The 21,061-nt window shown below is 72.1% G+C and carries 20 protein-coding genes; 11 read left to right on the forward strand and 9 right to left on the reverse strand.

Annotated features, from left to right (window positions below; translation table 11 throughout):
* Positions 1–24: 24 nt before the first annotated feature.
* A complete protein-coding gene (locus ACIQGQ_RS26515; protein WP_402399789.1) occupies positions 25–681 on the reverse strand; it encodes a TetR/AcrR family transcriptional regulator in 657 nt (218 codons plus the stop codon).
* 225 nt (positions 682–906) lie between these two features.
* Between ACIQGQ_RS26515 and ACIQGQ_RS26520 the strand changes: the two genes are divergently transcribed.
* The 4 genes from ACIQGQ_RS26520 (at position 907) to ACIQGQ_RS26535 (ending at position 5,964) form a co-directional block, all read left to right on the forward strand.
* Positions 907–2,022 carry an SPFH domain-containing protein gene (locus ACIQGQ_RS26520; protein ID WP_402399792.1) on the forward strand — a complete coding sequence of 372 codons (1,116 nt, stop codon included), beginning with the start codon at positions 907–909 and terminating at the stop codon, positions 2,020–2,022.
* Between the two features lie 14 nt (positions 2,023–2,036).
* On the forward strand, positions 2,037–3,152 hold the full coding sequence (locus tag ACIQGQ_RS26525; protein ID WP_402399795.1) for a hypothetical protein: 1,116 nt from the start codon (positions 2,037–2,039) through the stop codon (positions 3,150–3,152).
* A gap of 161 nt (positions 3,153–3,313) precedes the next feature.
* Complete coding sequence (locus ACIQGQ_RS26530) at positions 3,314–4,678, forward strand: condensation domain-containing protein (protein ID WP_402399797.1); 1,365 nt, start codon at positions 3,314–3,316, stop codon at positions 4,676–4,678.
* Between the two features lie 38 nt (positions 4,679–4,716).
* Positions 4,717–5,964 carry an MFS transporter gene (locus ACIQGQ_RS26535; protein ID WP_402399799.1) on the forward strand — a complete coding sequence of 416 codons (1,248 nt, stop codon included), beginning with the start codon at positions 4,717–4,719 and terminating at the stop codon, positions 5,962–5,964.
* 25 nt (positions 5,965–5,989) lie between these two features.
* On the opposite strand, the gene ACIQGQ_RS26540 is transcribed toward ACIQGQ_RS26535, so the two are convergent.
* From ACIQGQ_RS26540 to ACIQGQ_RS26560, 5 genes are read right to left on the reverse strand one after another with little or no spacing between them, the layout of a single operon-like run.
* Positions 5,990–6,649, reverse strand: a complete 660-nt coding sequence (locus tag ACIQGQ_RS26540) for a YdcF family protein (protein ID WP_402399802.1) — start codon at positions 6,647–6,649, stop codon at positions 5,990–5,992.
* An 18-nt stretch (positions 6,650–6,667) separates the two neighbouring features.
* Positions 6,668–7,717 carry a hypothetical protein gene (locus ACIQGQ_RS26545; protein ID WP_402399805.1) on the reverse strand — a complete coding sequence of 350 codons (1,050 nt, stop codon included), beginning with the start codon at positions 7,715–7,717 and terminating at the stop codon, positions 6,668–6,670.
* The gene (locus tag ACIQGQ_RS26550) at positions 7,714–9,039 is read right to left on the reverse strand and encodes a hypothetical protein (protein WP_402399808.1); all 1,326 of its coding nucleotides are present in this window, start codon (positions 9,037–9,039) and stop codon (positions 7,714–7,716) included. The genes ACIQGQ_RS26545 and ACIQGQ_RS26550 overlap by 4 nt, the downstream gene beginning before the upstream one ends.
* Positions 9,036–9,302, reverse strand: coding sequence for an acyl carrier protein (locus ACIQGQ_RS26555; protein WP_402399811.1), 267 nt, complete (start codon positions 9,300–9,302; stop codon positions 9,036–9,038). Before ACIQGQ_RS26555 ends, ACIQGQ_RS26550 begins: the two co-directional genes overlap by 4 nt.
* Positions 9,303–9,305: 3 nt before the next feature.
* Positions 9,306–10,349, reverse strand: a complete 1,044-nt coding sequence (locus tag ACIQGQ_RS26560) for a radical SAM protein (protein ID WP_402399814.1) — start codon at positions 10,347–10,349, stop codon at positions 9,306–9,308.
* 714 nt (positions 10,350–11,063) lie between these two features.
* Here ACIQGQ_RS26560 and ACIQGQ_RS26565 point away from each other — a divergent pair.
* On the forward strand, positions 11,064–11,930 hold the full coding sequence (locus ACIQGQ_RS26565; protein ID WP_402399817.1) for an SDR family NAD(P)-dependent oxidoreductase: 867 nt from the start codon (positions 11,064–11,066) through the stop codon (positions 11,928–11,930).
* 151 nt (positions 11,931–12,081) lie between these two features.
* Here the strand turns inward: ACIQGQ_RS26565 and ACIQGQ_RS26570 are convergent, their stop codons facing one another.
* Positions 12,082–12,504 (reverse strand): YjbQ family protein, encoded by a 423-nt coding sequence (locus ACIQGQ_RS26570; RefSeq protein WP_402399820.1) that lies wholly within the window; start codon positions 12,502–12,504, stop codon positions 12,082–12,084.
* A 92-nt stretch (positions 12,505–12,596) separates the two neighbouring features.
* Between ACIQGQ_RS26570 and ACIQGQ_RS26575 the strand changes: the two genes are divergently transcribed.
* The 6 genes from ACIQGQ_RS26575 to ACIQGQ_RS26600 all read left to right on the forward strand — a co-directional run bounded on the left by ACIQGQ_RS26575 (position 12,597) and on the right by ACIQGQ_RS26600 (position 17,957).
* Positions 12,597–12,680, forward strand: coding sequence for a putative leader peptide (locus ACIQGQ_RS26575; protein ID WP_352274548.1), 84 nt, complete (start codon positions 12,597–12,599; stop codon positions 12,678–12,680).
* A gap of 165 nt (positions 12,681–12,845) precedes the next feature.
* Entirely contained in the window at positions 12,846–13,739 is an 894-nt protein-coding gene (locus ACIQGQ_RS26580) for an ABC transporter permease (protein ID WP_402399823.1), read from the forward strand.
* On the forward strand, positions 13,712–14,467 hold the full coding sequence (locus ACIQGQ_RS26585; protein ID WP_402399826.1) for an ABC transporter ATP-binding protein: 756 nt from the start codon (positions 13,712–13,714) through the stop codon (positions 14,465–14,467). The genes ACIQGQ_RS26580 and ACIQGQ_RS26585 overlap by 28 nt, the downstream gene beginning before the upstream one ends.
* Positions 14,468–14,567: 100 nt before the next feature.
* Positions 14,568–15,596, forward strand: a complete 1,029-nt coding sequence (locus ACIQGQ_RS26590) for an ABC transporter substrate-binding protein (RefSeq protein WP_402399829.1) — start codon at positions 14,568–14,570, stop codon at positions 15,594–15,596.
* Positions 15,593–16,801: an LLM class flavin-dependent oxidoreductase gene (locus ACIQGQ_RS26595; protein ID WP_402399832.1), complete on the forward strand. Its 1,209-nt coding sequence runs from the start codon at positions 15,593–15,595 to the stop codon at positions 16,799–16,801. The genes ACIQGQ_RS26590 and ACIQGQ_RS26595 overlap by 4 nt, the downstream gene beginning before the upstream one ends.
* A 67-nt stretch (positions 16,802–16,868) precedes the next feature.
* On the forward strand, positions 16,869–17,957 hold the full coding sequence (locus ACIQGQ_RS26600) for an NAD(P)-binding domain-containing protein (RefSeq protein ID WP_402399835.1): 1,089 nt from the start codon (positions 16,869–16,871) through the stop codon (positions 17,955–17,957).
* 12 nt (positions 17,958–17,969) lie between these two features.
* On the opposite strand, the gene mltG is transcribed toward ACIQGQ_RS26600, so the two are convergent.
* Positions 17,970–18,818, reverse strand: a complete 849-nt coding sequence (gene mltG / locus ACIQGQ_RS26605) for an endolytic transglycosylase MltG (protein WP_402399838.1) — start codon at positions 18,816–18,818, stop codon at positions 17,970–17,972.
* A gap of 421 nt (positions 18,819–19,239) precedes the next feature.
* Entirely contained in the window at positions 19,240–21,045 is a 1,806-nt protein-coding gene (locus ACIQGQ_RS26610) for an ABC transporter ATP-binding protein (RefSeq protein ID WP_402399841.1), read from the reverse strand.
* Positions 21,046–21,061: the final 16 nt, after the last annotated feature.

The following is a 21,061-nucleotide window of genomic DNA, read 5'->3' on the forward strand; positions in this document are numbered from 1 at the left end:
CGGCGAGCGGCTGACGGCCCCGGTTCACCCCTCGGCCGTCAGCCGCCCGGTCAGGTCGGCCCAGTAGGCGTTCAGCATCCGCTTGAGCTCGTCCACGGTCTCCGGGTCCGGGTCGCCTTCGCCGCTGAACACCTCGTGCAGCACGGCGTTGGCGGCCCACACCACCATCCGCGTCGCCCGCTCGGCCCGGTCCCCGCCGGACGCGCCGGTGAGGTGCTCCACGATGCGCCGCAGCCCCTCGGCGATGTACGCGTTGCTCGCCGCGTCGGCCCGTGCGAGCTCTGGGCTGAGATGGCGCCCGGCCCACAGGGCCGTGCCGCCCTCCTGGGACCGGAAGATCTCCGCGTAGCTGTCGACCATCGTGCCCACCGGATCGGTCAGCCCGCCCTGGAGGGCGCGCTCGACGAGTCCGTCGATGGCGGCCTTGAACGCGTCGAGGTAGCGCCGGCCGAGCGCGTCCACGACGGCGCTCTTGTCGGAGTAGAACTGGTAGATGCTGCCGACCGGCGTGCCCGCCTCCTCGGCGATCCGCCGCATCGTCAGCGCCTCGTACCCCTCCTGGGAGAGGATCCGGTCGGCCGCGGCGAGGACGGCCTCGACCCGGGCGCGGCTGCGTGCCTGCTGGGGCCGCCTCCTCAGCCGTGCCTGCGGCGTCGGCTGCGGTCCGCCTGCTTCCGTCACCTGCGCGCCCCCGGTCGTCCGATGACGCGAACGTAGCACGCGGCCGTGGGGCGGGGCCGGGAGCGGCCCGTCCGGTGCCCCGGCGGCCGAAGCGGCGTCCGGGAGCGTCCGGCACCCCGTCCGAGCAGCGAGAACACCGGAGCGGCCCGGCTGTCCGCCGGTGCCGGTTGCTATCGTTCCCTGTCAGATCGGAAGCGGGGCGCATCAGCGAGCGGGGGAAGTTCCATGGGGCTGTTCGACAGCATCCGCGGGGAATTCATCGACATCATCGAGTGGACCGACGACAGCCGGGACACCATCGTGTGGCGTTTTCCGCGCCACGACAACGAGATCAAGATGGGCGCCAAGCTCGTCGTCCGCGAGTCCCAGACCGCGGTCTTCGTCAACGAGGGCCGAATAGCGGACGTCTTCCAGCCGGGCACGTACACCCTGCAGACGCAGAACATGCCGGTGCTGTCCACGCTGAAGGGCTGGAGGTACGGCTTCGACTCGCCGTTCAAGGCCGAGGTGTACTTCGTCACCACCCGTCAGTTCACCGACATGAAGTGGGGTACGCAGAACCCCGTCATCGTCCGCGACCCCGAGTTCGGCATGGTGCGGCTGCGGGCCTTCGGCGCCTACGCGGCACGGGTCGTCGACCCGGCGGCGCTGCTGCGCGAGCTGGCCGGTACGGACCCGCAGTTCCGTACCGAGGAGGTGCAGCAGTACCTCCGCCAGCTGATCGTCGGCAAGCTGGGCGGCGCGCTCGCCTCCTCGGGGGTGCCGATGCTGGATCTGGCGACCCAGCAGGAGGCCATCGGCGCCAGACTCGCGGGGGTGCTCACCCAGGAGCTGCAGCCGGTCGGCATCGCCGTCCCCACGTTCGTCATCGAGAACATCTCGCTGCCGCCGGAGGTCGAGGAGGCCATCGACACCCGCTCCCGGATGGGCATCGCGGGCAATCTCGACCAGTACACCCAGCTCCGGGCGGCCGACGCGCTGGCCGCCGCCGCGAACACGCCCGGCAGCGGTGTCGGTGACGGCATGGGACTCGGGCTCGGGATGGCCGCCGGGCAGCGGATGGCCGCCGGGCTCGCCCCGCAGCCCGCTGCCGCCGCTCCCGTGCCCCCGGCGGGCCCGCCGCCGCTGCCCGTGGCGGAGCAGTGGTTCCTCGGCGTCAACGGCACCCAGCAGGGGCCCTACGACCGGGCGGCGCTGGCCGGCCTGGTGAGCGCGGGCACCCTGACCCGGACGGTGCTCGTCTGGAAGGAAGGGATGTCCGGCTGGCTCCCCGCCGGACAGGTGCCCGACGTCGACGGGCTCTTCGGGGCCGTGCCCCCGCCGCTCCCGCCGCAGGGCTGAGGGGCGGTACGACGGTGGACACCGAAGAGCAGAGCGCCCAGGGCCCCGGCGCCGGTTCCCGTTCCTATCCCTGTACGGCGTGCGGCGCCGCGGTGGTGTTCGCGCCGGGCTCCGACGCCATGCACTGCCCGTACTGCGGTCATGAGCAGGCGGTGGCCGCGGCGGGGCGCGAGGTCCGCGAGCACAGCTTCGACGAGCTGGCCGCCCTGCCCGTCCCGGAGCGGAGCGCCCCGGCCGAGGGGACGCACACCTATGTCTGTCCGGGCTGCGGCGCCCACACCGAGAGCGACGCCCTCTCCCTGCGCTGCCAGTTCTGCGACACCGCGCTGGTAGCCGACGCCTCGGCCGCCGAGCGGGTGCGGCCGGAGGCCGTGCTCCCCTTCGGCCTGGACCGGGACGCGGCCCGGGAGGCGCTGCGCGCCTGGACCTCGTCCCGCTGGTTCGCGCCCTCCCGGCTGAAGAAGGTCGGCGAGGCGGAGACGTTCAGGGGCAGCTACCTGCCGCACTGGACCTACGACGCACAGACGCTCACCCACTACCGGGGCCAGCGCGGCGACTACTACTACGTCACCGAGACGTACACCACCACCGAGAACGGCGAGACCGTCACCAAGACCCGTGAGGTGCGCCGGACCCGCTGGTCCCCCGCTTCCGGGACGGTCGGCCGCGCGTTCGACGACGTCCTCGTCGCCGGGACCACCCACGTCGGCAACGAGCAGCTCGACAAGCTCACCCCGTGGCCGCTGGAGGAGGCCAGACCGTTCCAGGAGGAGTACCTGGCCGGATTCCAGACCGTGCGGTACGACATCGAGCCCGAGGACGGGCTGGTGACGGCCAAGGAGCGGATGGCCACCGTCATCAGGTCCGACTGCCGGGCCGACATCGGCGGTGACGAGCAGCGGGTCAGCTCGACGGACACGCGGTACTCGGCGCTGACGTTCAAGCTGATGCTGCTGCCCGTGTGGTTCCTGACCTATCTGTACGCGGGAACCAGCTGGCAGGTCATGGTGAACGCCCGCACCGCCGAGGTCATCGGCGAACGCCCGTACAGCAAGGCCAAGATCGCCGCGGCGGTGCTGGGCGTGCTGGCCCTCGCCGCGCTGATCACCTTCCTGGTGATGCGCAGGTAGCACGCCCCGGGGACGACGACCGGACAGGAGCCACGGACGGCAGCGGTGCCGCCCGTGGCTCTTGCCGTGATCCCGGCGAGGACCTAGCATCCCCTCTCGATCGACAAAATTGGTCCAGTCCATTCTGGTTCGAGGCTGAACACCACGTCGGGAGAATCTCGTTGCCCCCGTTCCCGCTCGCTCCGGAACAACGGAGCATGCTCTTCCTGGAGGGCCTCTTCGGCCCCGGGATCTTCCGCAACACACTCGTCTCCCTCCCCCTCCGACCAGGGGTGACCGGGGCCCGGATCCGGTCCGCGATCGCACGCCTGGAGCGGCGGCAGGAGGCGCTGCGCAGCGCCCTGGTCGGGCGTGCGCCCTACCTCCAGCGGATCGAGGACGTCACGCCCCGGCTGCGCACCGTCGTCGCGCGCCCCGGTGAGAGCGCGGGCGAGCTGCTGGCCGCCCGGAAGGCCGCCTGCCTGGGGTCGCCGCAGGTGCGCGAGGTCCCCGGCCGTGCCGAGTACGAGCTGATCGAGGACTCGGCCGGGCTGGAGCGGTTCCTGCTGGTGACCCTCGACCATCTCGTCTGCGACGGGCATGCCGAGCGGGTCCTGACGGCCGAGCTGACGGCCCTGCTGGCCGACGAGCCCGGCCGGACCGGCATCGGACCGGCCGAACTCCCGTTGGGGTACCGGGAGTTGTGTGAACAGCGGGTCGAGGCCGCGACGCGGGCCGAGCGCGAGACCCGGTACTGGTCCCGCACCCTGGACGGCCTCGAACCGGTTGCGGGGCTGATCCCCCGGACCGGCGGACCGGGCGCCGGGCGGGCGGGCGATCTCTCACTGGGCCAGGTCCAGAAGCTCTACCGGGGGCCGGCTCTGCACACGCTGGTCGACACCGTCGGCCGGGCCCACGGGGCCACCGCCTTCGCGGTCCTGGCGGCACTGACCGCAGCGGCGATCTGGCACCGCGGCGGGCCGCGTACGCTCGCGCTGTTCACGCCGGTCTCCACGCGGCAGCGGCCCGGGTTCGACGTCGCGGCCGGCTGCTTCGTCCACGACCGTCCGGTGGTCTGCCGCATCGATCCCGACCAGGCCGTGAAGGACTGCTTCGCCTCCGTCATGGGCCAGAATCTGCCCGCCCTCCGCTTCTCCGCGCTGAGCGTCGCGGATCTCGCCCGTGCCGTACCGCCGTTGGGCGCGGCGCTGCTCTCCGACGGTGTCGACTACGTACAGCTGCACGTCGGGACGGCGGGCGGGGCCGCTCCGCCTTCCGCCGGCGCCACCGGCCGGGTGCCGGAACCGGACGAGCGCGCCCCTCGCGATCTGGGCCCGTTCCGCCCGGCCCTGGACCTGAGCGTCACCACCCTGCGCTTCGAGTTCACCCCCGAGGTGACGACCGCGCGGGCCTTCTGCGGGGGCCCACCCGGCGGGCTGGCCGTGGCCGAGGGGATCGCCGACGACGTACTGGCGCTGCTGGCCGGCGCGGCGCGCGACCCGGACGGCACGGTCGCGTCCCTGGTCGAGAGCGTGTTGCCGCGGTGAGTGCGCGGGCGCGCCCCGGAACCGGCGGTGACGTGGCGGTGGATGAGCGTGACCGGCGGCTGTGGTCACGGGACTTCGGGCTGTTCTTCCTCTCCCGTGCCGTGGCCCGGCTCGGCGACACGATGCTGCCGGTTGCGCTGGCCGGAGGGCTGCTGCAGCAGGGCCACAGCACCACGTCGGTCGGTGTGGCCATGGCGGTGCCCACGGTGTCCTGGGCCGTCCTGGTCGTCTTCGCGGGGGTGATCGCCGACCGGGTCGATCCCCGGCGGCTGATGATCGGGGCGGATCTGCTCCGGCTGGTGAGCCAGTCCTGCGCGGCGGGTCTCTTCTTCTCCGGCCGGGTGGCGCTCTGGCAGATCGTGGTGATCGGTCTCGTCAACGGTGGCGCCGCCGCGGTCTTCCAGCCCGGAGTGGCCGGGACGGTACGCCAACTGTCCTCGGACACCCAGCGGGGCAACGGGGCGATCCGCACCGTCGAGGCGGTGATGTCGCTCGCCGGTCCGACGGCCGCCGGGCTGCTGGTCGCCGTGGCGTCGGCCGGCAGCGTCTTCGCCGCGCACGCCGGGACCTACGCGGCCAGCGCCCTGTGCCTGTGGGCGATGCGGCTGCCGGGCCGTACGGCGCGGCCGGAGAAACGGGCCGGGGGAACGGGGGCGGCGCGGTCCGTGACCGGCTCCATGCGCCAGGGGCTGGAAGAGGGCTGGCGGGCGGTCCGGGTGCGGCCGTGGCTGTGGGGTGTCCTGGCGTTGTGGAGCTTCTTCGCGCTGACGGCGCGCGGCCCCACCGCCCCGCTGGTCGCCACGGAGATGGTCCAGCGGCACGGTGTGACCGACTACGGCCTCGTCAACTCGGCGCTCGGCTGCGGCACCGTCGCCGGCGGCCTCCTCGCGATGCGGCTCCGGCCCGTCTTCCAACTGCGGGCCGGAGCCGTGGGGGTGGGGCTGTTCGCCGTCTTCCCGTTCGTGGTGGGCAGCGGGCTGCCGGTACCGGCGATCGCGGCGGGCGCCGCCGTCGGCGGTCTGGGAATCGCGTTCTGGGGGGTGATGTGGGCGACCAGCATCCAGACCCAGGTGCCGCACGAGGTGCTCAACCGCGTGTACGCCTACGACATCGCGGGCTCGATCGCCTTCCTGCCGGTCGGCGAGGCGCTGGCCGGGCCCGCCGCGGAGCTGTTCGGCCGGCGGTCCGTGCTGCTGGCCGGTGCGGTGTGCACCGTGGCCGTGTCGGCGGCGCTGCTCGCCGTGCCGTCGATCCGGCGGCTGCGCCGGGTCGACGACCGGGACTGAGACGGACCGTGCGACGGCCGCCCGGTCACGCCCTGACCAGGCGGCTGTCGTACCCGGCGCGCACCAGACGGTCGTAGGCCCCGAGGACCGGGGCGGGGACCGGCTGCTCGGTCGCGAAGCCGAGCCGCGGGTACTCCTGGATGCGCTGCAACTCGCCGACCAGCATGTCGATGACGAGCTTGCGGTCTCCGATGACCTCCAGGTAGTCCGCCAGGCCGATGCGTTCGGACGCGCACCCGACAGCGACCTCCGGCCACAGCTTGCGGCAGGTGGCGTACGCCCGTCGCTCCATGTACGGCTTGCAGACGAGCAGTACGGAGTCGACGGCCAGGCCCCGCTGGTCCAGCAACGCCCGCGTGTAGGTGATGTTCTGCCCGGTGTTGGCGGCGCGCGGTTCGACCAGCACGGCGTCCTCGGGGACGCCGAGGGAGATCGCGTGCTCCCGGTAGTGCACCGCTTCGCCGCGCGGGAACCGGTCCTTGGTGGTGGGGCTGTTGCCTCCGGTGAACACGAGCGTCGGGAAGAGCCCGGCGCGGTAGTGGCCGGCCGCGGTCGTCGCGACCCCGAGGTCGTGGCTGCCGAGTCCGATCGCGGCGGAGCAGGGGCGGACCGGGCTGTCGAGGAGCAGGTAGTCCCAGATCCGCTGTGCGGCCCGCAGGTCCTGGTCATGGATGGTGGTGGTCATGGGTGTTCCGCCTTCGCCTCAGGTTCGCGGGGTCAGCAGGCCGTCGAGCAGGTTGCACGGCCGGGCGGCGGCACCGAGCAGCGCCCGGTGCAGGGGCTCCAGGCGTTCGGGGGCGAAGCCGTCGGCACGCCAGTCGTCGTAGGACAGGGCGAAGCCGAGCTGCCGCCACAGCCTTCCGTTGGCGGCCTCGTGGCCGCCCGCCGGCTCCAGCAGGACCAGCGGGGTGGCCGTCCAGAGGCTGTCGAGCAGGGTCCCGCCGCCCGGTTTGCTGACGATGGCGCTCGCCGACCGGGCCAGTTCGTACGACAGCTGCCGCCCCTGTCCCGGGGAATCCGCGGGGCGCCCGGGTTCCGTGGGGACTTCGAGCAGCGGCGGCAGACCGTCGTCGTGCCAGGGGTGCCAGTCGGGGTCGAGGGTGAAACACCGGGCCCCTTCGACGGCCGCGGACGCCTCGGGCACTATCAGGTCGAGCGGCAGACCGGCCCCCGCCAGTTCCCGCGCCCGCTCCCGGTAGCTGCCGATGGCCCAGCCGCCGCCGTGGACCAGCAGCCGTCCCCCGCGCGCGGACCAGGGGACCGGCGGGCGGGTGTCGACGGGGATGGTCCAGGGCAGGGTGCCGTCCTCGCGGGCCAGCCACACGTGCTCGGCCCCGGGCGCGTAGCGGCCCGCCCGCCGGTACGACGGCGAGACCACGGCGTCGACATGGCAGGCGACGGTGCGTGTCGGCCGGCGGTCGAGGTAGCCGTCGAGGAGGCGCAGCCAGAAGCCGGAGAACACCACGAAGGTCTCCACCCCCTGTTCCTCCCAGTGCTTCTCCAGCGCCGCCACGGTCCGCGGTGCGACGTCGTCGACCGGGTCGGTCGCCAGACCCTGGGCGGCCACCGCGAAGCGCAGATCCCGCTGGAAGCACCGGCGGGACTCCACGACGGCCGCCAGCCGATCGGGGGGCAGCCTGCGTTCCAGTACGTCGACCATGACGTCCGCGCCGCGCTCCCGCAGCCGCTGGGCCAGGCGCAGGCCCGGGACATGGGCGCCCAGCGCCACCCCGGAGGTGAGGACGGCGATCATCCGGTGGGCACCTCCGCGCGTGTCGTGGAGATCCCGGCGGTCGCCGCACAGTCCTCGGTACGGGCGCGCAGCGCCGGGAAGTCGCCCGGTGCGCAGAGCGCGGCGCAGACGAGCCGGCCCCTCGGAGTGCGCAGCGTGCCGCCGGACAGGGGCAGGACCCCGGGCCGGGCGCCGCCGCCGTAGAGCAGTCCCGCCGTACGCAGCGCGGACAGGAGCGAGGTCACGTCGGCTCCGGGTTCCACGAACATGTCCTGTTGCCACAGATGCGCCCGCAGGCCGTGCGGCCGGACGCGTTCGTCGAGCTCCAGGGTCAGCAGCCCCATCGACATCCGGGCGTTGATCTCCAGCACGGGCAGCCAGCCGCCGTCGGCCAGCAGCATGGAGTCGATTCCGGCGGGGCCGGAGTAGCCCGCCGCCGCGAGGGCGCCCGCCACCCGCTCCAGGACGGCCGGATAGCCGCGCCGGTCGAGTTCGGCGGGCAGCCCCGGCGGCACCGGGTGGGAGACCGCGTGCCGGTAGCCGCCGTTGGTCATGCCCTGCAGGCCGCGCAGGGACCAGGTGCCGTCGCGGCGCACCTCCAGATGGGCGGAGAAGTCGTGGGCCCGCTCGTAGCGGCGCTGCACCACCAGTTCGGTGTGCAGCCCCTCGTCCTCCTGGGTCCGCAGTCTGCGTACCAGCCGGCGCAGCGCCCCCGGCCCGGTGAGTTCGACGGTGCCCCGGCCGGCCACCCCGTAGGGGTCCTTCACCAGGACGGTGCCCGCGAGCCGCTCCACGGCGGCGGTGAGTTCGTCCGCGGAGCGGACCACGGTGCCCGCTCCGGGCAGTCCGAGCGCGGCCGCCAGCTCCGACGACCACGCCTTGCCGTTGACCTGCTGGACCACGGAGGGGGGCGGCAGTTCGCTGGTTCCTCCGGGATGCCGCCGCAGCAGCCGCGCGGTCGCCGGGAGTACCGCGTAGGGCCGGATGTCCGCGGTCGTGGCCAGGGCGGCGCGCAGGGCGGGATCGTCGGCGAGCGCCTGCTCCACGACGGCTCCGGCGTCGCCCGTCGTGGCTTCTCCGGCCGCCAGGGACCGGAAGGTGATGCCGGCCGCGCCGAGTGCGTCGAGGTGGGCCGGGGCCAGGGCGCCCCGGGTGACCAGCAGGTCGTCGGGCCGGCAGGCCGCGGCGAGCGTCTCGTCCAGGCCGGCGACCACCGAGTGGGCCCCGGCGCCCGCCAGGCTGGGTAACCGGGCGAGGGAGGCGGGGCGCCAGAGCCGCTCCGCGTCGAAGGTGCCGAAGCGGGCGGTGCCCCGGGGCCGCCGCGGTCCCGCTTCGACCGTCACCGGGAGGGCTCCCGGCGCGCGACGACCTCGGCGCTGAAGGTACGGACCGAATTGAGCTGCTGCAGGCTCAGGTTCTCGAAGTCCAGCTCGATGTCGAATTCGTCCTCGATCTGCAGAAGGAATTCGATGGCTTCCAGCGAATCCAGGCCGAGGCCGGCGACCATGTCGACGTCGGGCGATATCTCTACGGGCTCGGTTCTACGGCTGAGCGCCTTGGCCAGCACGTTCATCACACGGGTCTCGATGTCGTTCAGTTCCTGCACCGTTCACACCCCGTTCATGTAGAGAAGAATGCACTTCGAGCAGACCGGCATCATTCCCGTCTCCGCGAGGATGGTCCGGACGCGGCGGAACCGCTCGCTCTGCCACAGTTGCAGCGTCGGTGTCTCGTAGAGATTCCCGACGACGAACTCCGGGAAGAACTTGCACGAACTCACGTTTCCGTCCGCGTGCACTTCCATGCGGTTGGTGACGGCCAGGCAGCGGGTGCGGCTCTGCGCCGGGCGCGAGGTACCGAGAATGAACGGCTCCACCTCGTCCTCCGCCAGTTCCGGCTGATAGCGGATCCGGGGCGACCAGGTGCGGGAGGCCAGTCGCGCCATGGACTCCCGCAGCACCGGCAGCAGCTCCTCCGGCAGCCGGTACGTGTAGGAGTGCCAGGTGGGACGGGCGGTCCCGGTGTCGGGCTCCAGCCAGGCGAAGTGCTCGCGGTAGACGTCGTCCATCGCCTCGGCGACCTGCGGGCTGATGTACCAGGGGAACTGGAAGTAGACGGTGTTGACCCCGACTTCCTCCGCCCATTCCATGAACTCGTACATCCGGTGCACGGTGACATGGGAAACCATGCACCCGACCGAGACCTGGCCGCGGTACTCGCCTTTTCGCTGGAGGTCGAGCATGGCCTCCATGTTCTTCATCGTCCGTTTGAACGTGCCGCGCCCGCGCAGTTCGTCGTGATCGGAATCCAGCCCGTCCAGGCTCACGAGAAGGTTGAGATGCTCCCCGATGCGCAGCAGATCGTCCATGTGGCGCTGGAAGAGCAGACCGTTGGTGCACATGGTCACGGTGCGCGGATAACGTTCGATCAGACGCGACACCTCGTCGAACCTGCTGTGCATCAGGGGCTCGCCGCCCCAGATGTACAGACGCCCGGGCACCCCCGACGTCTCCCGCAGGATGTTCTCGATCAGTTCCGGGGCGAGTTCCTGCCGCTGCTTGTCGATTCCCCAGTCCCGGAAGAACCCCTGCTCGTTCCACTGGTAGCAGTGCGTGCAGCGAAGGTTGCACTTGTAGGTGAGTTGCAGACTCACCTCACGCGGAATATCCGCCGCGTAGGAACGGTCGGCACGTAATCCCGCCCGGGAAGCAGAGCGAATAGCGACCGTTTGCTTGATGTCCGCAAATTCCTTGTCGGTGAGCTTGCGACTCGTCCTGGGGGACATCTCTCTCCTCGGTTCGACTGGCAAGGCAAAGCGAATTCGTGGAGCAATGCGACGCATCGTGGCGCGTGCACGCCGCCACTGTCAACCATCCCCCGGCCCTCCGGACACGAGCGTCAACTCCCCTCCAGTCGCTTGACGTTCGCAGGCACCACCCCAGGTGGAGGGCTTGACACCCATAGATGGTCTAGGCCATTATTCCCAAGTCTCACCCTGCCCACCGGCATGGGTGACCACTTGATCCGGATTACCGCCCCGGAGGCCGGTCGTGGAATCGAGCGCATTGGACAGCCCTGCCACGACTGCAATTCAGACCGAATTCACCAGACCCACGGCCGACGCAATATAGGCGTCCCGAAAGAGGTCACCACACCGGGCACCCGAGGGGCGATTCACCGCCACCGGCGAGGCCCGCCACCACCCGCACCCACGGAGCCCCTCCGGGTGACGACCGGACCTCGGTGCGCCGCACGGCATGACACGGAACGCAGGAGTGGCATTTTGTGCCATCGGGCGTAGGGTGGTTCCGGAGCATCGGCGAGGTGCGGCGGCGCTCCGAAGAGCACGTGAAGGAGTGTGGCGGTCATGGTGGGTACGGAGAACGCGGGCGCGGCGAACGCGGCGGAGCTCTTCCGCGGCAAGTCGGTGGTGATCACCGGTGCCTCGACCGGAATCGGGTCCGGGTTCGCGCGGCACGCGGCCGCGCTCGGCATGCGCGTGGTGCTCGCCGACATCGCCGAGGAGCCACTGCGGGCGCTCGCCGCCGAACTGCGCGAGGCCGGCGCACAGGCCGAGGCCGTACGCACCGACGTGTCCGACGCCGGGGCGGTGGCCGCCCTCGCCGACCGGGCCGACGAGCTCTTCGGCGGTACCGACATGCTGATCAACAACGCCGGGATCATGGCGATGGGCTACTCCTGGGAGATCCCCCTGGAGCGCTGGGAGGCGATGCTGCGGATCAACACCGGAGGCGTCGTCAACGGCCTGCACGCCTTCGTCCCCCGGATGCTGGAACGCGGCACCCGGGCCTGGATCCTCAACCTGTCCTCGGTGGGCGGCTTCGCGGCGGCCCCGTTGATGGCCCCCTACAGCGCCACCAAGTTCGCCAACCTCGCGCTCACCGAGAGCCTCCACCTCGAAATGCAGATGCGCGGGGCCCCGATCCAGGTGTCGGTGGTGACCCCCGGATCGGTCAAGAGTGAGATCTTCTCCACCGCGCGCACCACCGAGACCGACGTGAAGCCCGAAGTCGCCGCGATGAACGGCCAGTTGCAGCGCCTCGCCGACGAGCACGGCATCTCCCCCGAGGAGCACGCCCGGCGCGTCTTCGAACAGGTGGCGGAGGGCCGCTTCTGGGTGGTCCCGCAGCCCGACCAGCTCGACCCGATGCTCCGCCCCCGGACCGAGATGATCCTCTCCCGCACCGACCCCCGGCTCCCGGGCGAGTTCTGAGGCCGATACGGCAGCAGGACGGAGCAGGACACCCACAGGGCTTCCGCGCCGACCGGTCGGGACATCGAACGCCCCGGCCGACGGCACGGGAGCCCTGCCCCTTGCGCCCGCCCCTCACGTCGGCCGGGACTCGCCTCAGGAAGACCTCGGGTCACCCCAGGAACGACAGCCGCACCTGACGCTCCGGATTGTCCTTGTTCGTGTCGACCAGGCACACCGACTGCCACGTCCCCAGCTCCAGCCGGCCGCCGATCACCGGGAGCGTCGCGTGCGGCGGTACCAGGGCGGGAAGTACATGGTCGCGGCCGTGGCCCGGGCTGCCGTGGCGGTGCTGCCAGCGGTCGTCGGCGGGCAGGAGGGCGTGGAGGGCGGCCAGCAGATCGTCGTCGCTCCCCGCCCCGGTCTCCAGGACGGCGATGCCGGCGGTCGCATGGGGTACGAAGACGTTGAGCAGGCCGTCCCCGGAACCGGCGTGCCGGGCGAGGAAGCGCTCGCAGTCGGCGGTCAGGTCGGTGACGGTCTCCGTCGTGCCGGTGATGACGTGCAGAACGCTGGTGGCGAAGGCGTGGGGCATGGGCCCATCTTCCCGCCCGTACGAGGACGCCGCGCGTCCGGCTGCCGAGACACCGTTGACCGCTCCGCTCATGGATCGCTACGTTCGGCGCCATGTTCCGTTCAGCTCTGCTCACTTCGCGCGGTCACATCGACCTGCTGCGGGTGGCCTCCGCCGCGTGTCGCCGCGGCCGCTGACGCTCCCTCAACCTTTCCGCCGCCGGTGAGCGAGGGCCTTCGCAGCCCGTTCCGCCCACCGTACGCGGCTGCCCCCACGCGTCCCGGACCGTAACGCTCCCTGCGCGGCACCGTTCCGTGCCCCGGGCGCCGGGCTCCCCTTCCCGGACTGTTCACGGAGGTCCCATGACCCTCGACCATGCCGTCATACCACCGGATATATCACCTGAATGCAGTAAATCCTCTGCTCCTCCAGGTCCCCGGCCGCTCGATCTGGAGCCCCTGGTCCCGGCTTCCGCGCGCGCCACCCGTCTGCGCGCCGTGCCGCGCTGGGTCCGGCGTGCCACCGGGCCGCTGCTGCTGTTGGTGCTCTGGCAGGTGCTCAGCTCCACCGGTGTCCTGCACGCCGATGTGCTCGCCTCGCCCGGCACCATCGCCCGTGCCGGAGGGCGGCTGGTGGCCGACGGGACGCTGCCGTCCGCGATGGGGATCTCGCTCCGGCGGGTCGCCGCCGGGCTGCTGATCGGCGGCGCCGTCGGCACCGCCCTCGCGCTGGTTTCCGGGCTCTCCCGGCTCGGCGAGGACCTGGTGGACGCGAGTGTGCAGATGCTGCGCACCGTGCCCTGGGTAGGGCTCATCCCGCTCTTCATCATCTGGCTGGGAATCGGCGAGGCGCCGAAGGTGGCGCTGATCGCGCTCGGTGTCGCCTTCCATCTGTACCTCAACGTCTACGCGGGGGTCCGTGGCGTCGACGCCCAGCTCATCGAGGCGGGCGAGTCGCTGGGGCTCGGCCGGTGGGGGCTGGTCCGGCACGTGGTGCTGCCGGGCGCGCTGCCCGGGGCCATGACCGGGCTGCGCTACTCGCTCGCCACCGCCTGGCTGGCCCTGGTCTTCGGCGAGTCCGTCAACGCCGACGCCGGGATCGGCTTCCTGATGAACCAGGCCCGCGAGTTCTTCCGTACCGACGTGATCGTGGTCTGCCTGGTCGTCTATGCCTTCCTCGGCCTCACCGCCGATGCCGTCGTCCGCGTACTCGAAAGGCTGCTGCTGCAATGGCGACCGACCTTCACGGGGCAGTGAGCCCCGAAGCTCCCGCCGACCCGGCGACCGTCGCGGTACGGGTCGAGGGGCTGACCCGGTCCTTCGAGGGCAGGGCCGTCGTCGACGGACTCGATCTCACCCTGCGCGCCGGGGAGTTCACCGCGCTGCTCGGGCACAGCGGCTGCGGGAAGTCGACCCTGCTCCGGGTGCTCGCCGGGCTGGACCGCGAGATCGAGGGCACGGTGCTCGTGCCGAAGCGGCGGGCGGTCGCCTTCCAGGCGCCCCGGCTCATGCCGTGGAAGCGGGTCTGGCGCAATGTGCTGCTCGGACTCCCCGGGAAGCCCGGACGGGCGCTCGCCGAGCGGGCCCTGGCGGAGGTGGGGCTCGGGGAGCGGTCCGGGGCCTGGCCGAGGACGCTCTCCGGGGGCGAGGCGCAGCGCGTCTCGCTGGCCCGTGCCCTGGTGCGCGAACCGGATCTGCTGCTGCTCGACGAGCCGTTCGGCGCGCTGGACGCGTTGACCCGGCTGCGGGCGCAGCGGCTGGTGGCCGAGGTCTGGCAGCGGCGCGGCTGCGCCGTGCTGCTGGTCACCCATGACGTGGACGAGGCGCTGCTGCTGGCCGACCGGGCGCTGGTGATGCGGGACGGGGTGATCGCGTACGAGACACCGGTGGCGCTGGACCGGCCGCGCGGTGCGGGCGGCCCGAGGTTCACGGCGCTGCGCTCCCGGTTGCTGGCCGAGCTGGGCGTCGAGGGTGGCACCGCCTGAGCGGGGCGTACGGCGTACGCACCCGCGCGCGTCCCGCCGCTCGAAGCACGGCACGCACGAAGCACGAAGCACGAAGCTCGTCACAGCGAAGGAGCAACCGATGAGAATCCGCGCCCTGGCCGCCCTGCTGCTGCCCCTGGCCCTGCTGGCGACCGCCTGCGGAGGGGCCTCGTCCGCCTCGTCCGCCGGCGCCACCGACGGAACGGGCGACGTCGTCCTCGGCGTCGGGGACCAGAAGGGCGGCTACGAGGCCATCCTCCGCGCCTCCGGCGAACTGGACGACCTCGACTACCGCATCAAGTGGTCCACCTTCTCCTCCGGCCCGCCTCTGCTGGAGGCGGTCCAGGCCGAGGCCGTGGACATCGGGGGCGTCGGCAACACGCCTCCGGTCTTCGCGGCGGGGTCCGGTTCCCGGATCACCGTGGTGGGCGCCACCCACGGCTCGTCGGCCGGGGAGGCGATCGTGGTCCCCAAGGACTCCCCGCTCACCTCCCCCGAGCAGCTCAGGGGCCGGTCGGTCGCGGTGGCCCAGGGCAGTTCGGCCCACTACCAGCTGATCGCCTCGCTGAAGAGGGCGGGGCTGGGCATCGACGACGTGAAGCTCAGGTACCTCCAGCCGGCCGACGCGCTGGCCGCGTTCAGCCGGGGCAGGGTCGATGCCTGGGCGATCTGGGACCCGTACACCTCGCAGGTGCTCCGGAGTACCGGAGCCCGGGTGCTGACCACCGGCGAGGGGGTGGTGAACGGCCTCGGGTTCCAGGTGGCCTCGCCCGCCGCGCTGAAGGATCCCGGGAAGTCCCGGGCGATCGGCGATCTGCTGCTGCGTCTGAAGCGGGCGCAGGCGTGGGTGTTCAAGCATCCGGAGGAGTGGGCGAAGGTCTGGGCGAAGGAGACCGGGCTGCCCTACGAGGTCGCCCTGGACTCGGTGGAGCGCAGCCACGGGACCCGGGTGTCGGTCGCCGTCGATCCGGCCGCCGTCGCCTCCGAGCAGCGGATCGCCGACACCTTCGCCGATCTCGGGCTCGTCCCGCGGCGCTTCGACTTCGCGGACTTCGTCGACACCCGCTTCAACCGCGACCTGCCCCCGTCCACCACCGCTCCCCGTTCGTACGGAAAGGCCACCTCATGAACGTCCGTCTGCACTGGTTCCTGCCCACCGGCGGCGACGGCCGCACGCTCGTCGACCGGCACGCCTACACCGACGGCGGGATCAAGCGGAGCCGGATCACCCCGGCCGGCGGAGTGCGCGCACCCGACATCGAGTATCTGGCGCAGATCGCCAAGGCGGCCGAGCAGTTGGGCTTCGAGGCCGTGCTGACGCCCACCGGGACCTGGTGCGAGGACGCCTGGCTGACGACCGCGGCGCTGTCCCAGCACACCCGGCGGCTGAAGTTCCTGGTGGCGTTCCGGCCCGGGGTGATCTCGCCGGTGCTCGCCGCGCAGATGGCCGCGACGTATCAGCGGATCACCCGGGGGCGGCTGCTGCTCAATGTCGTCACGGGCGGCGACTCGACGGAGCAGCGGCGGTTCGGGGACCATCTGGACCACGACCGGCGGTACGCGCGCACCGCGGAGTTCCTGTCGGTGCTGCGGGGTGTGTGGGGCGGTCGCCCCTTCGACTTCCACGGGGAGCACTACCAGGTGGAGGGCGGGCTGACGGCGCTGCCGCCGGACCCGGTTCCGGACATCTTCTTCGGCGGCTCGTCCGCGGCGGCCGGTCCGGTGGCCGCCGCTCACACGGACGTCTATCTGACCTGGGGGGAGCCGCCCGCCGCGGTGAAGGAGAAGATCGACTGGATCCGCGGCCTCGCCGAGGAGCAGGGGCGTACGGTCCGCTTCGGGATCCGGCTGCACACGATCTCGCGGGACTCCTCGCGCGAGGCCTGGGCGACGGCGAACCGGCTGCTGGACGACCTCGATCCGGAGACGGTCGCCGCCGCGCAGCAGGCGCTGGGGCGGAGCGAGTCGGTCGGGCAGCGGCGGATGCTGGCCCTGCACGGCGGTTCGCGCGAGGGGCTGGAGATCGCGCCGAACCTGTGGGCGGGTGTCGGGCTGGTCCGGGGCGGTGCGGGCACCGCGCTGGTCGGCAGTCACGCGGAGGTCGCCGACCGGATCGAGGAGTACCACTCCCTGGGGGTGGAGCACTTCGTGCTGTCGGGGTATCCGCATCTGGAGGAGGCGTACTGGTTCGGCGAGGGTGTCACGCCCGAGCTGGCGGCCCGCGGTCTGCTGTCGACCGTCCCCGCCTCGCCGCTGCTCGGGGTGCCCGCCGTGAACGGCGGGCCGGCGTCGGCGCCGGGCGGGGCTCCGCTGCTGGTCGCCGGGGGACGCTGAACGAGGACGCACGGCCGGGAAGATCTCCCCACCCCGCACGGTTAGTAGAAACGTGAACGATTCTGGGGTGGCCACCGCACGCGAGACCGAGGTCGTCGTGATCGGCGCCGGGCAGGCAGGGCTGTCCGGCGCCTTCCATCTGCGCCGCACCGGCCTGGAGCCGGACCGCGACTTCGTCGTGCTCGACCATTCCCCGCGTCCGGGCGGCGCCTGGCAGTTCCGCTGGCCCTCGCTGACCTACGGCAAGGTGCACGGCATGCACTCCCTGCCCGGCATGGAGCTGACCGGGGCCGACGACAGCCGCCCGTCCTCCGAGGTGATCGGCGCCTACTTCGACCGGTACGAATCCGCCTTCGGCCTGCGGGTCCACCGCCCGGTCGACGTGACCGCGGTACGGGAGGGGCCCGAGGGGCGGCTGCTGGTGGAGAGCTCCGAGGGCACGTACGCCACCCGGGCGCTGATCAACGCCACCGGCACCTGGGACCGGCCGTTCTGGCCGCGCTATCCGGGCCAGGAGAGCTTCCGGGGCCGGCAGGTGCACACGGCGGGATATCCGGGCCCGGACGCCTTCGCCGGGCAGCGGGTGGTGGTGGTCGGCGGCGGCGCCTCGGGAACGCAGCACCTGATGGAGATCGCCGAGGTGGCGGCCGAGACGTACTGGGTGACGCGACGGCCGCCGGTCTTCCGGGAGGGGCCCTTCGACGCCGACCGGGGGCGGGCCGCGGTGGCGCTGGTGGAGGAGCGGGTACGGCGCGGGCTGCCGCCGCGGAGCGTGGTGAGCGTGACCGGGCTGCCGCTCACGGACGCGGTGCGCCGCGCCCGCGCGTCGGGGGTGCTGGACCGGCTGCCGATGTTCGACCGGATCACCCCGGACGGGGTCGCCTGGGACGACGGGCGGACGGTCGGGGCGGACGCCATCCTCTGGGCCACCGGATTCCGGCCCGTGATCGACCATCTCGCGCCGCTGAAACTGCGCGAGCCGGGCGGCGGCATCCGGGTCGAGGGCACCCGCGCGGTGCGCGACCCCCGCGTCCATCTCGTCGGCTACGGGCCCTCCGCGAGCACGATCGGCGCCAACCGGGCGGGGCGGGCCGCGGCGCACGACATCGGCCGGCTGCTGGGACGCCCGGGGGCGGCGACGCCCGTCGCGGTCTGACGGGCCGGGCGCTCAGCCGCCGGAGCCGCTGCGGTGGTTGCGGTTGAACTCCTCGACGTTCCGCTGCTGTTCCGTATAGCTGCTGGTGAAACGGGTGTCGCCGGGCGCGACCGTGACGAAGTACAGCCATGTCCCGGGAGTGGGATCGATCGCGGCCGTCATCGCCTGCTCCCCCGGGTTCCCGATGGGCGTGGGCGGCAGGCCCTTGCGTTCGTAGCTGTTGTACGGGCTGTCGATCCTCGTGTCGCCCTTGGTCGTGTGCAGGGTGCTGCGGTTCAGGGCGTAGTTGATCGTGGAGTCCATCTGGAGCGGCATGCCGAGGCGCAGCCGGTTGTGGATCACCCGGGCGACCTTGCCCATGTCGGCCACGCTGTCCGCCTCGGCCTGGACGATGCTGGCGATCACCACCGTCTCGTACACCGACACGCCGTTGCGCCGGGCGCCCTCGGCGATGTGGTCCGCGCCGAACCGCTGGAGCGCGGTGTCGACCATGTACCGGAGCAGTCCCCGCGCGGTCGTGGCGGAGGTGACGGGGTACGTCGCCGGGAAGAGGTAGCCCTCGGGGTTGCCCTTCGCCTCGGCGGGGAGCGGCAGGTCCGCCGTACCGGCGGCCTTCTCGGCGGTTCCGGGCTCGATCGCGAGCGCCTTGTCGACCGCCGCGTACACCTGGGAGGCCCGCCACCCCTCGGGGATCACGAGCGAACGGGCCCGCTCGACCTCGGGCCCCCTCGTCAGCAGCGGTACGAGGACGGCGGCCGCCACGGCGAGGACGAGCACGAGGCCGATGAACAGCGCCAGGCGGCCGCGCCGGGTCGGGCGGAGTCCGCGGCGGGGCCGGGCGGGCGTGGGCTCGTTCACCATGCGGGCACGCTATCCCGGTCTCTGGAGGCTGGACGGAAGGACACGGAACCACTCCCGCTCCTCCCGGCACCCCCACCCCTCCCGTCAATGGAACATACGAACAGGGGATCGTGTGTTCGCTGGAACGCGTGATCGTCCCTTCATTCGTTGCTCAACTCCCTTACGGCGAAGGATGATTACAGGGCGCAAGCGACGGGCTGCAGACCGCGATCGCGCTGTCCCACATATGCATCACGCACAAGGAGAAACACCGACATGAACATCCTCACCAACCTGCTCGCCGGCATCGTCCACTTCGTGGGTTGGCTCGTCTGACCGTTGCTCCGCACGGCGCCGTCGCTCCCCGTCCCACGGGAGCGGCGGCGTCGCCGCGTTTCCGGTCCGCGTGCACGGGTGTGGGCGCGGGACCGGTCCGGGCGGGTCAGCCGGCCACGGGGTCCGGTTGCGTGTCCCGCCCGACCAGCGCGGCGTAGCGGCCGTCCTGCCGGAGGAGATCTTCGTGGCTGCCCCGCTCGACGGTGCGGCCGCCGTCCAGGACAACGATCTGGTCGGCGTCCCGGATGGTGGAGAGCCGGTGCGCGATGGTGATCGTGGTGCGGCCCTCGGAGAGCGCGTCGATCGCCTCCTGCACCGCCAGCTCCGTACGCGTGTCGAGGGCGCTGGTCGCCTCGTCGAGGACCAGGACGGGCGGGTCGCGCAGAATCGTGCGGGCGATGGCGAGCCGCTGCTTCTCCCCGCCCGAGAACCGGTAGCCGCGCTCGCCGACCAGCGTGTCGTAGCCGTCGGGCAGACCGGCGATGTGGTCGTGGATCTGCGCGGCGCGGGCCGCCGCCTCGATCTCGGCGTCGGTCGCGTCCGGTTTGGCGAAGCGCAGGTTGTCTGCGACCGAGGCGTGGAAGAGGTAGGTCTCCTGGGAGACCACGCCGACGGCCCGCGCCAGGGTGTCGAAGTCCAGCTCGCGCACATCGACCCCGTCGAGCGTGACCCGGCCTCCGGTGACGTCGTAGAGCCGGGGCACCAGGTAGCTGAGGGTGGACTTGCCGGAGCCGGTCGCCCCGACGACCGCCAGGCCGCTGCCCGCCGGGACGGTGAGGTCGATGCCGCTGAGGGTCGGCCCGCTCCTCTCGTCGTAGCTGAAGTCGACGCCCTCGAAGCGGACCTCGCCGCGTATGCGCTCCAGGCGGACCGGGTTCTCCGGCTCGGTGATCTCCACGTCGAGATCGAGGTACTCGAAGATCCGCTGGAAGAGCGCCAGGGACGTCTGCATGTCGACCCCGGTGGAGAGCAGGCTCACGGCAGGCCGGAAGAGACCCTGCTGGAGCGAGACGAAGGCGACCAGGGTGCCGATGGAGACGACGGCTCCGCCGCCCTGGAGGGCGAGCCCGGCGGCCCAGTAGATGACCGCGGGCATGGCGGCCATGACGATGCCGATCGTGGACATCCGCCACCGCCCGGCCATGCTGGAACGCACTTCGAGGTCGACGAGCTTCTCGGACTCCTCGGCGAAACCCCTGGTGAGGGAGTCCGCGCGGCCCATCGTCCGGCCGAGCAGGATGCCGCTGACGGAGAGCGACTCGGTGACCGTGGCCGCCATGGCGGCCATCTGCTTCTGGCGCCGGGTGGTGATCTTCTTGCGCTCGCGGCCGACCCGGCGGCTGATCCAGACGAAGACCGGCAGCAGCAGGAGCGAGACCAGGGTGAGCCGCCAGTCGAGCGCCACCATGGCGACGACCGTGGCGACCACGGCGGTGAGGTTGGAGACCAGGGAGGTCGCGGTGGAGGTGACGGTCGACTGCATGCCGCCGATGTCGTTGGCGATGCGGGACTGCACCTCGCCGGTGCGCGTCCGGGTGAAGAAGGCGAGCGGCATCCGCTGGAGCTGGGCGTAGACCGCCGTGCGCAGGTCGTGCATGACGCGCTGGCCGACCGTCGTGGAGATCAGCGTCTGCAGGACGCCGAAGACACTGGTGGTCACGGCGGTGAGGATCATGCCGAGGGCGAGCAGCGACAGCAGCCCCGTGCGCCCCTGGGGGATGGCGGTGTCCAGGGTCTCGCGGAGCAGGAAGGGCGAGGCGACCGACACCAGCGAGGAGGCGCCGACCAGCAGGCCTACCAGGGCGAGACGGCCCCGGTAGGGATGGAAGAGGCGCAGGATGCGGCGCACCTCGGCGGGCGGACGGTCGGCGTCCTTCGGCGGAGGTGTCCAGTCGATCCGATCGGGTTTCATGAGCTCCTTCGTGGGG

The organism is Streptomyces sp. NPDC092952 (genome assembly GCF_044754785.1).
Lineage (GTDB): Bacteria > Actinomycetota > Actinomycetes > Streptomycetales > Streptomycetaceae > Streptomyces.

Excerpts from the sequence above, each read along its gene's own strand:
- ACIQGQ_RS26580 (WP_402399823.1), top strand. The coding sequence starts at position 12,846 with ATGACCCTCGACCATGCCGTCATACCACCGGATATATCACCTGAATGC.
- ACIQGQ_RS26610 (WP_402399841.1), bottom strand. The coding sequence starts at position 21,045 with ATGAAACCCGATCGGATCGACTGGACACCTCCGCCGAAGGACGCCGAC.
- ACIQGQ_RS26575 (WP_352274548.1), top strand. The coding sequence starts at position 12,597 with ATGTTCCGTTCAGCTCTGCTCACTTCGCGCGGTCACATCGACCTGCTG.
- ACIQGQ_RS26590 (WP_402399829.1), top strand. The coding sequence starts at position 14,568 with ATGAGAATCCGCGCCCTGGCCGCCCTGCTGCTGCCCCTGGCCCTGCTG.
- ACIQGQ_RS26595 (WP_402399832.1), top strand. The coding sequence starts at position 15,593 with ATGAACGTCCGTCTGCACTGGTTCCTGCCCACCGGCGGCGACGGCCGC.
- ACIQGQ_RS26545 (WP_402399805.1), bottom strand. The coding sequence starts at position 7,717 with ATGATCGCCGTCCTCACCTCCGGGGTGGCGCTGGGCGCCCATGTCCCG.
- mltG (WP_402399838.1), bottom strand. The coding sequence starts at position 18,818 with ATGGTGAACGAGCCCACGCCCGCCCGGCCCCGCCGCGGACTCCGCCCG.
- ACIQGQ_RS26570 (WP_402399820.1), bottom strand. The coding sequence starts at position 12,504 with ATGCCCCACGCCTTCGCCACCAGCGTTCTGCACGTCATCACCGGCACG.
- ACIQGQ_RS26540 (WP_402399802.1), bottom strand. The coding sequence starts at position 6,649 with ATGACCACCACCATCCATGACCAGGACCTGCGGGCCGCACAGCGGATC.
- ACIQGQ_RS26565 (WP_402399817.1), top strand. The coding sequence starts at position 11,064 with ATGGTGGGTACGGAGAACGCGGGCGCGGCGAACGCGGCGGAGCTCTTC.
- ACIQGQ_RS26585 (WP_402399826.1), top strand. The coding sequence starts at position 13,712 with ATGGCGACCGACCTTCACGGGGCAGTGAGCCCCGAAGCTCCCGCCGAC.
- ACIQGQ_RS26520 (WP_402399792.1), top strand. The coding sequence starts at position 907 with ATGGGGCTGTTCGACAGCATCCGCGGGGAATTCATCGACATCATCGAG.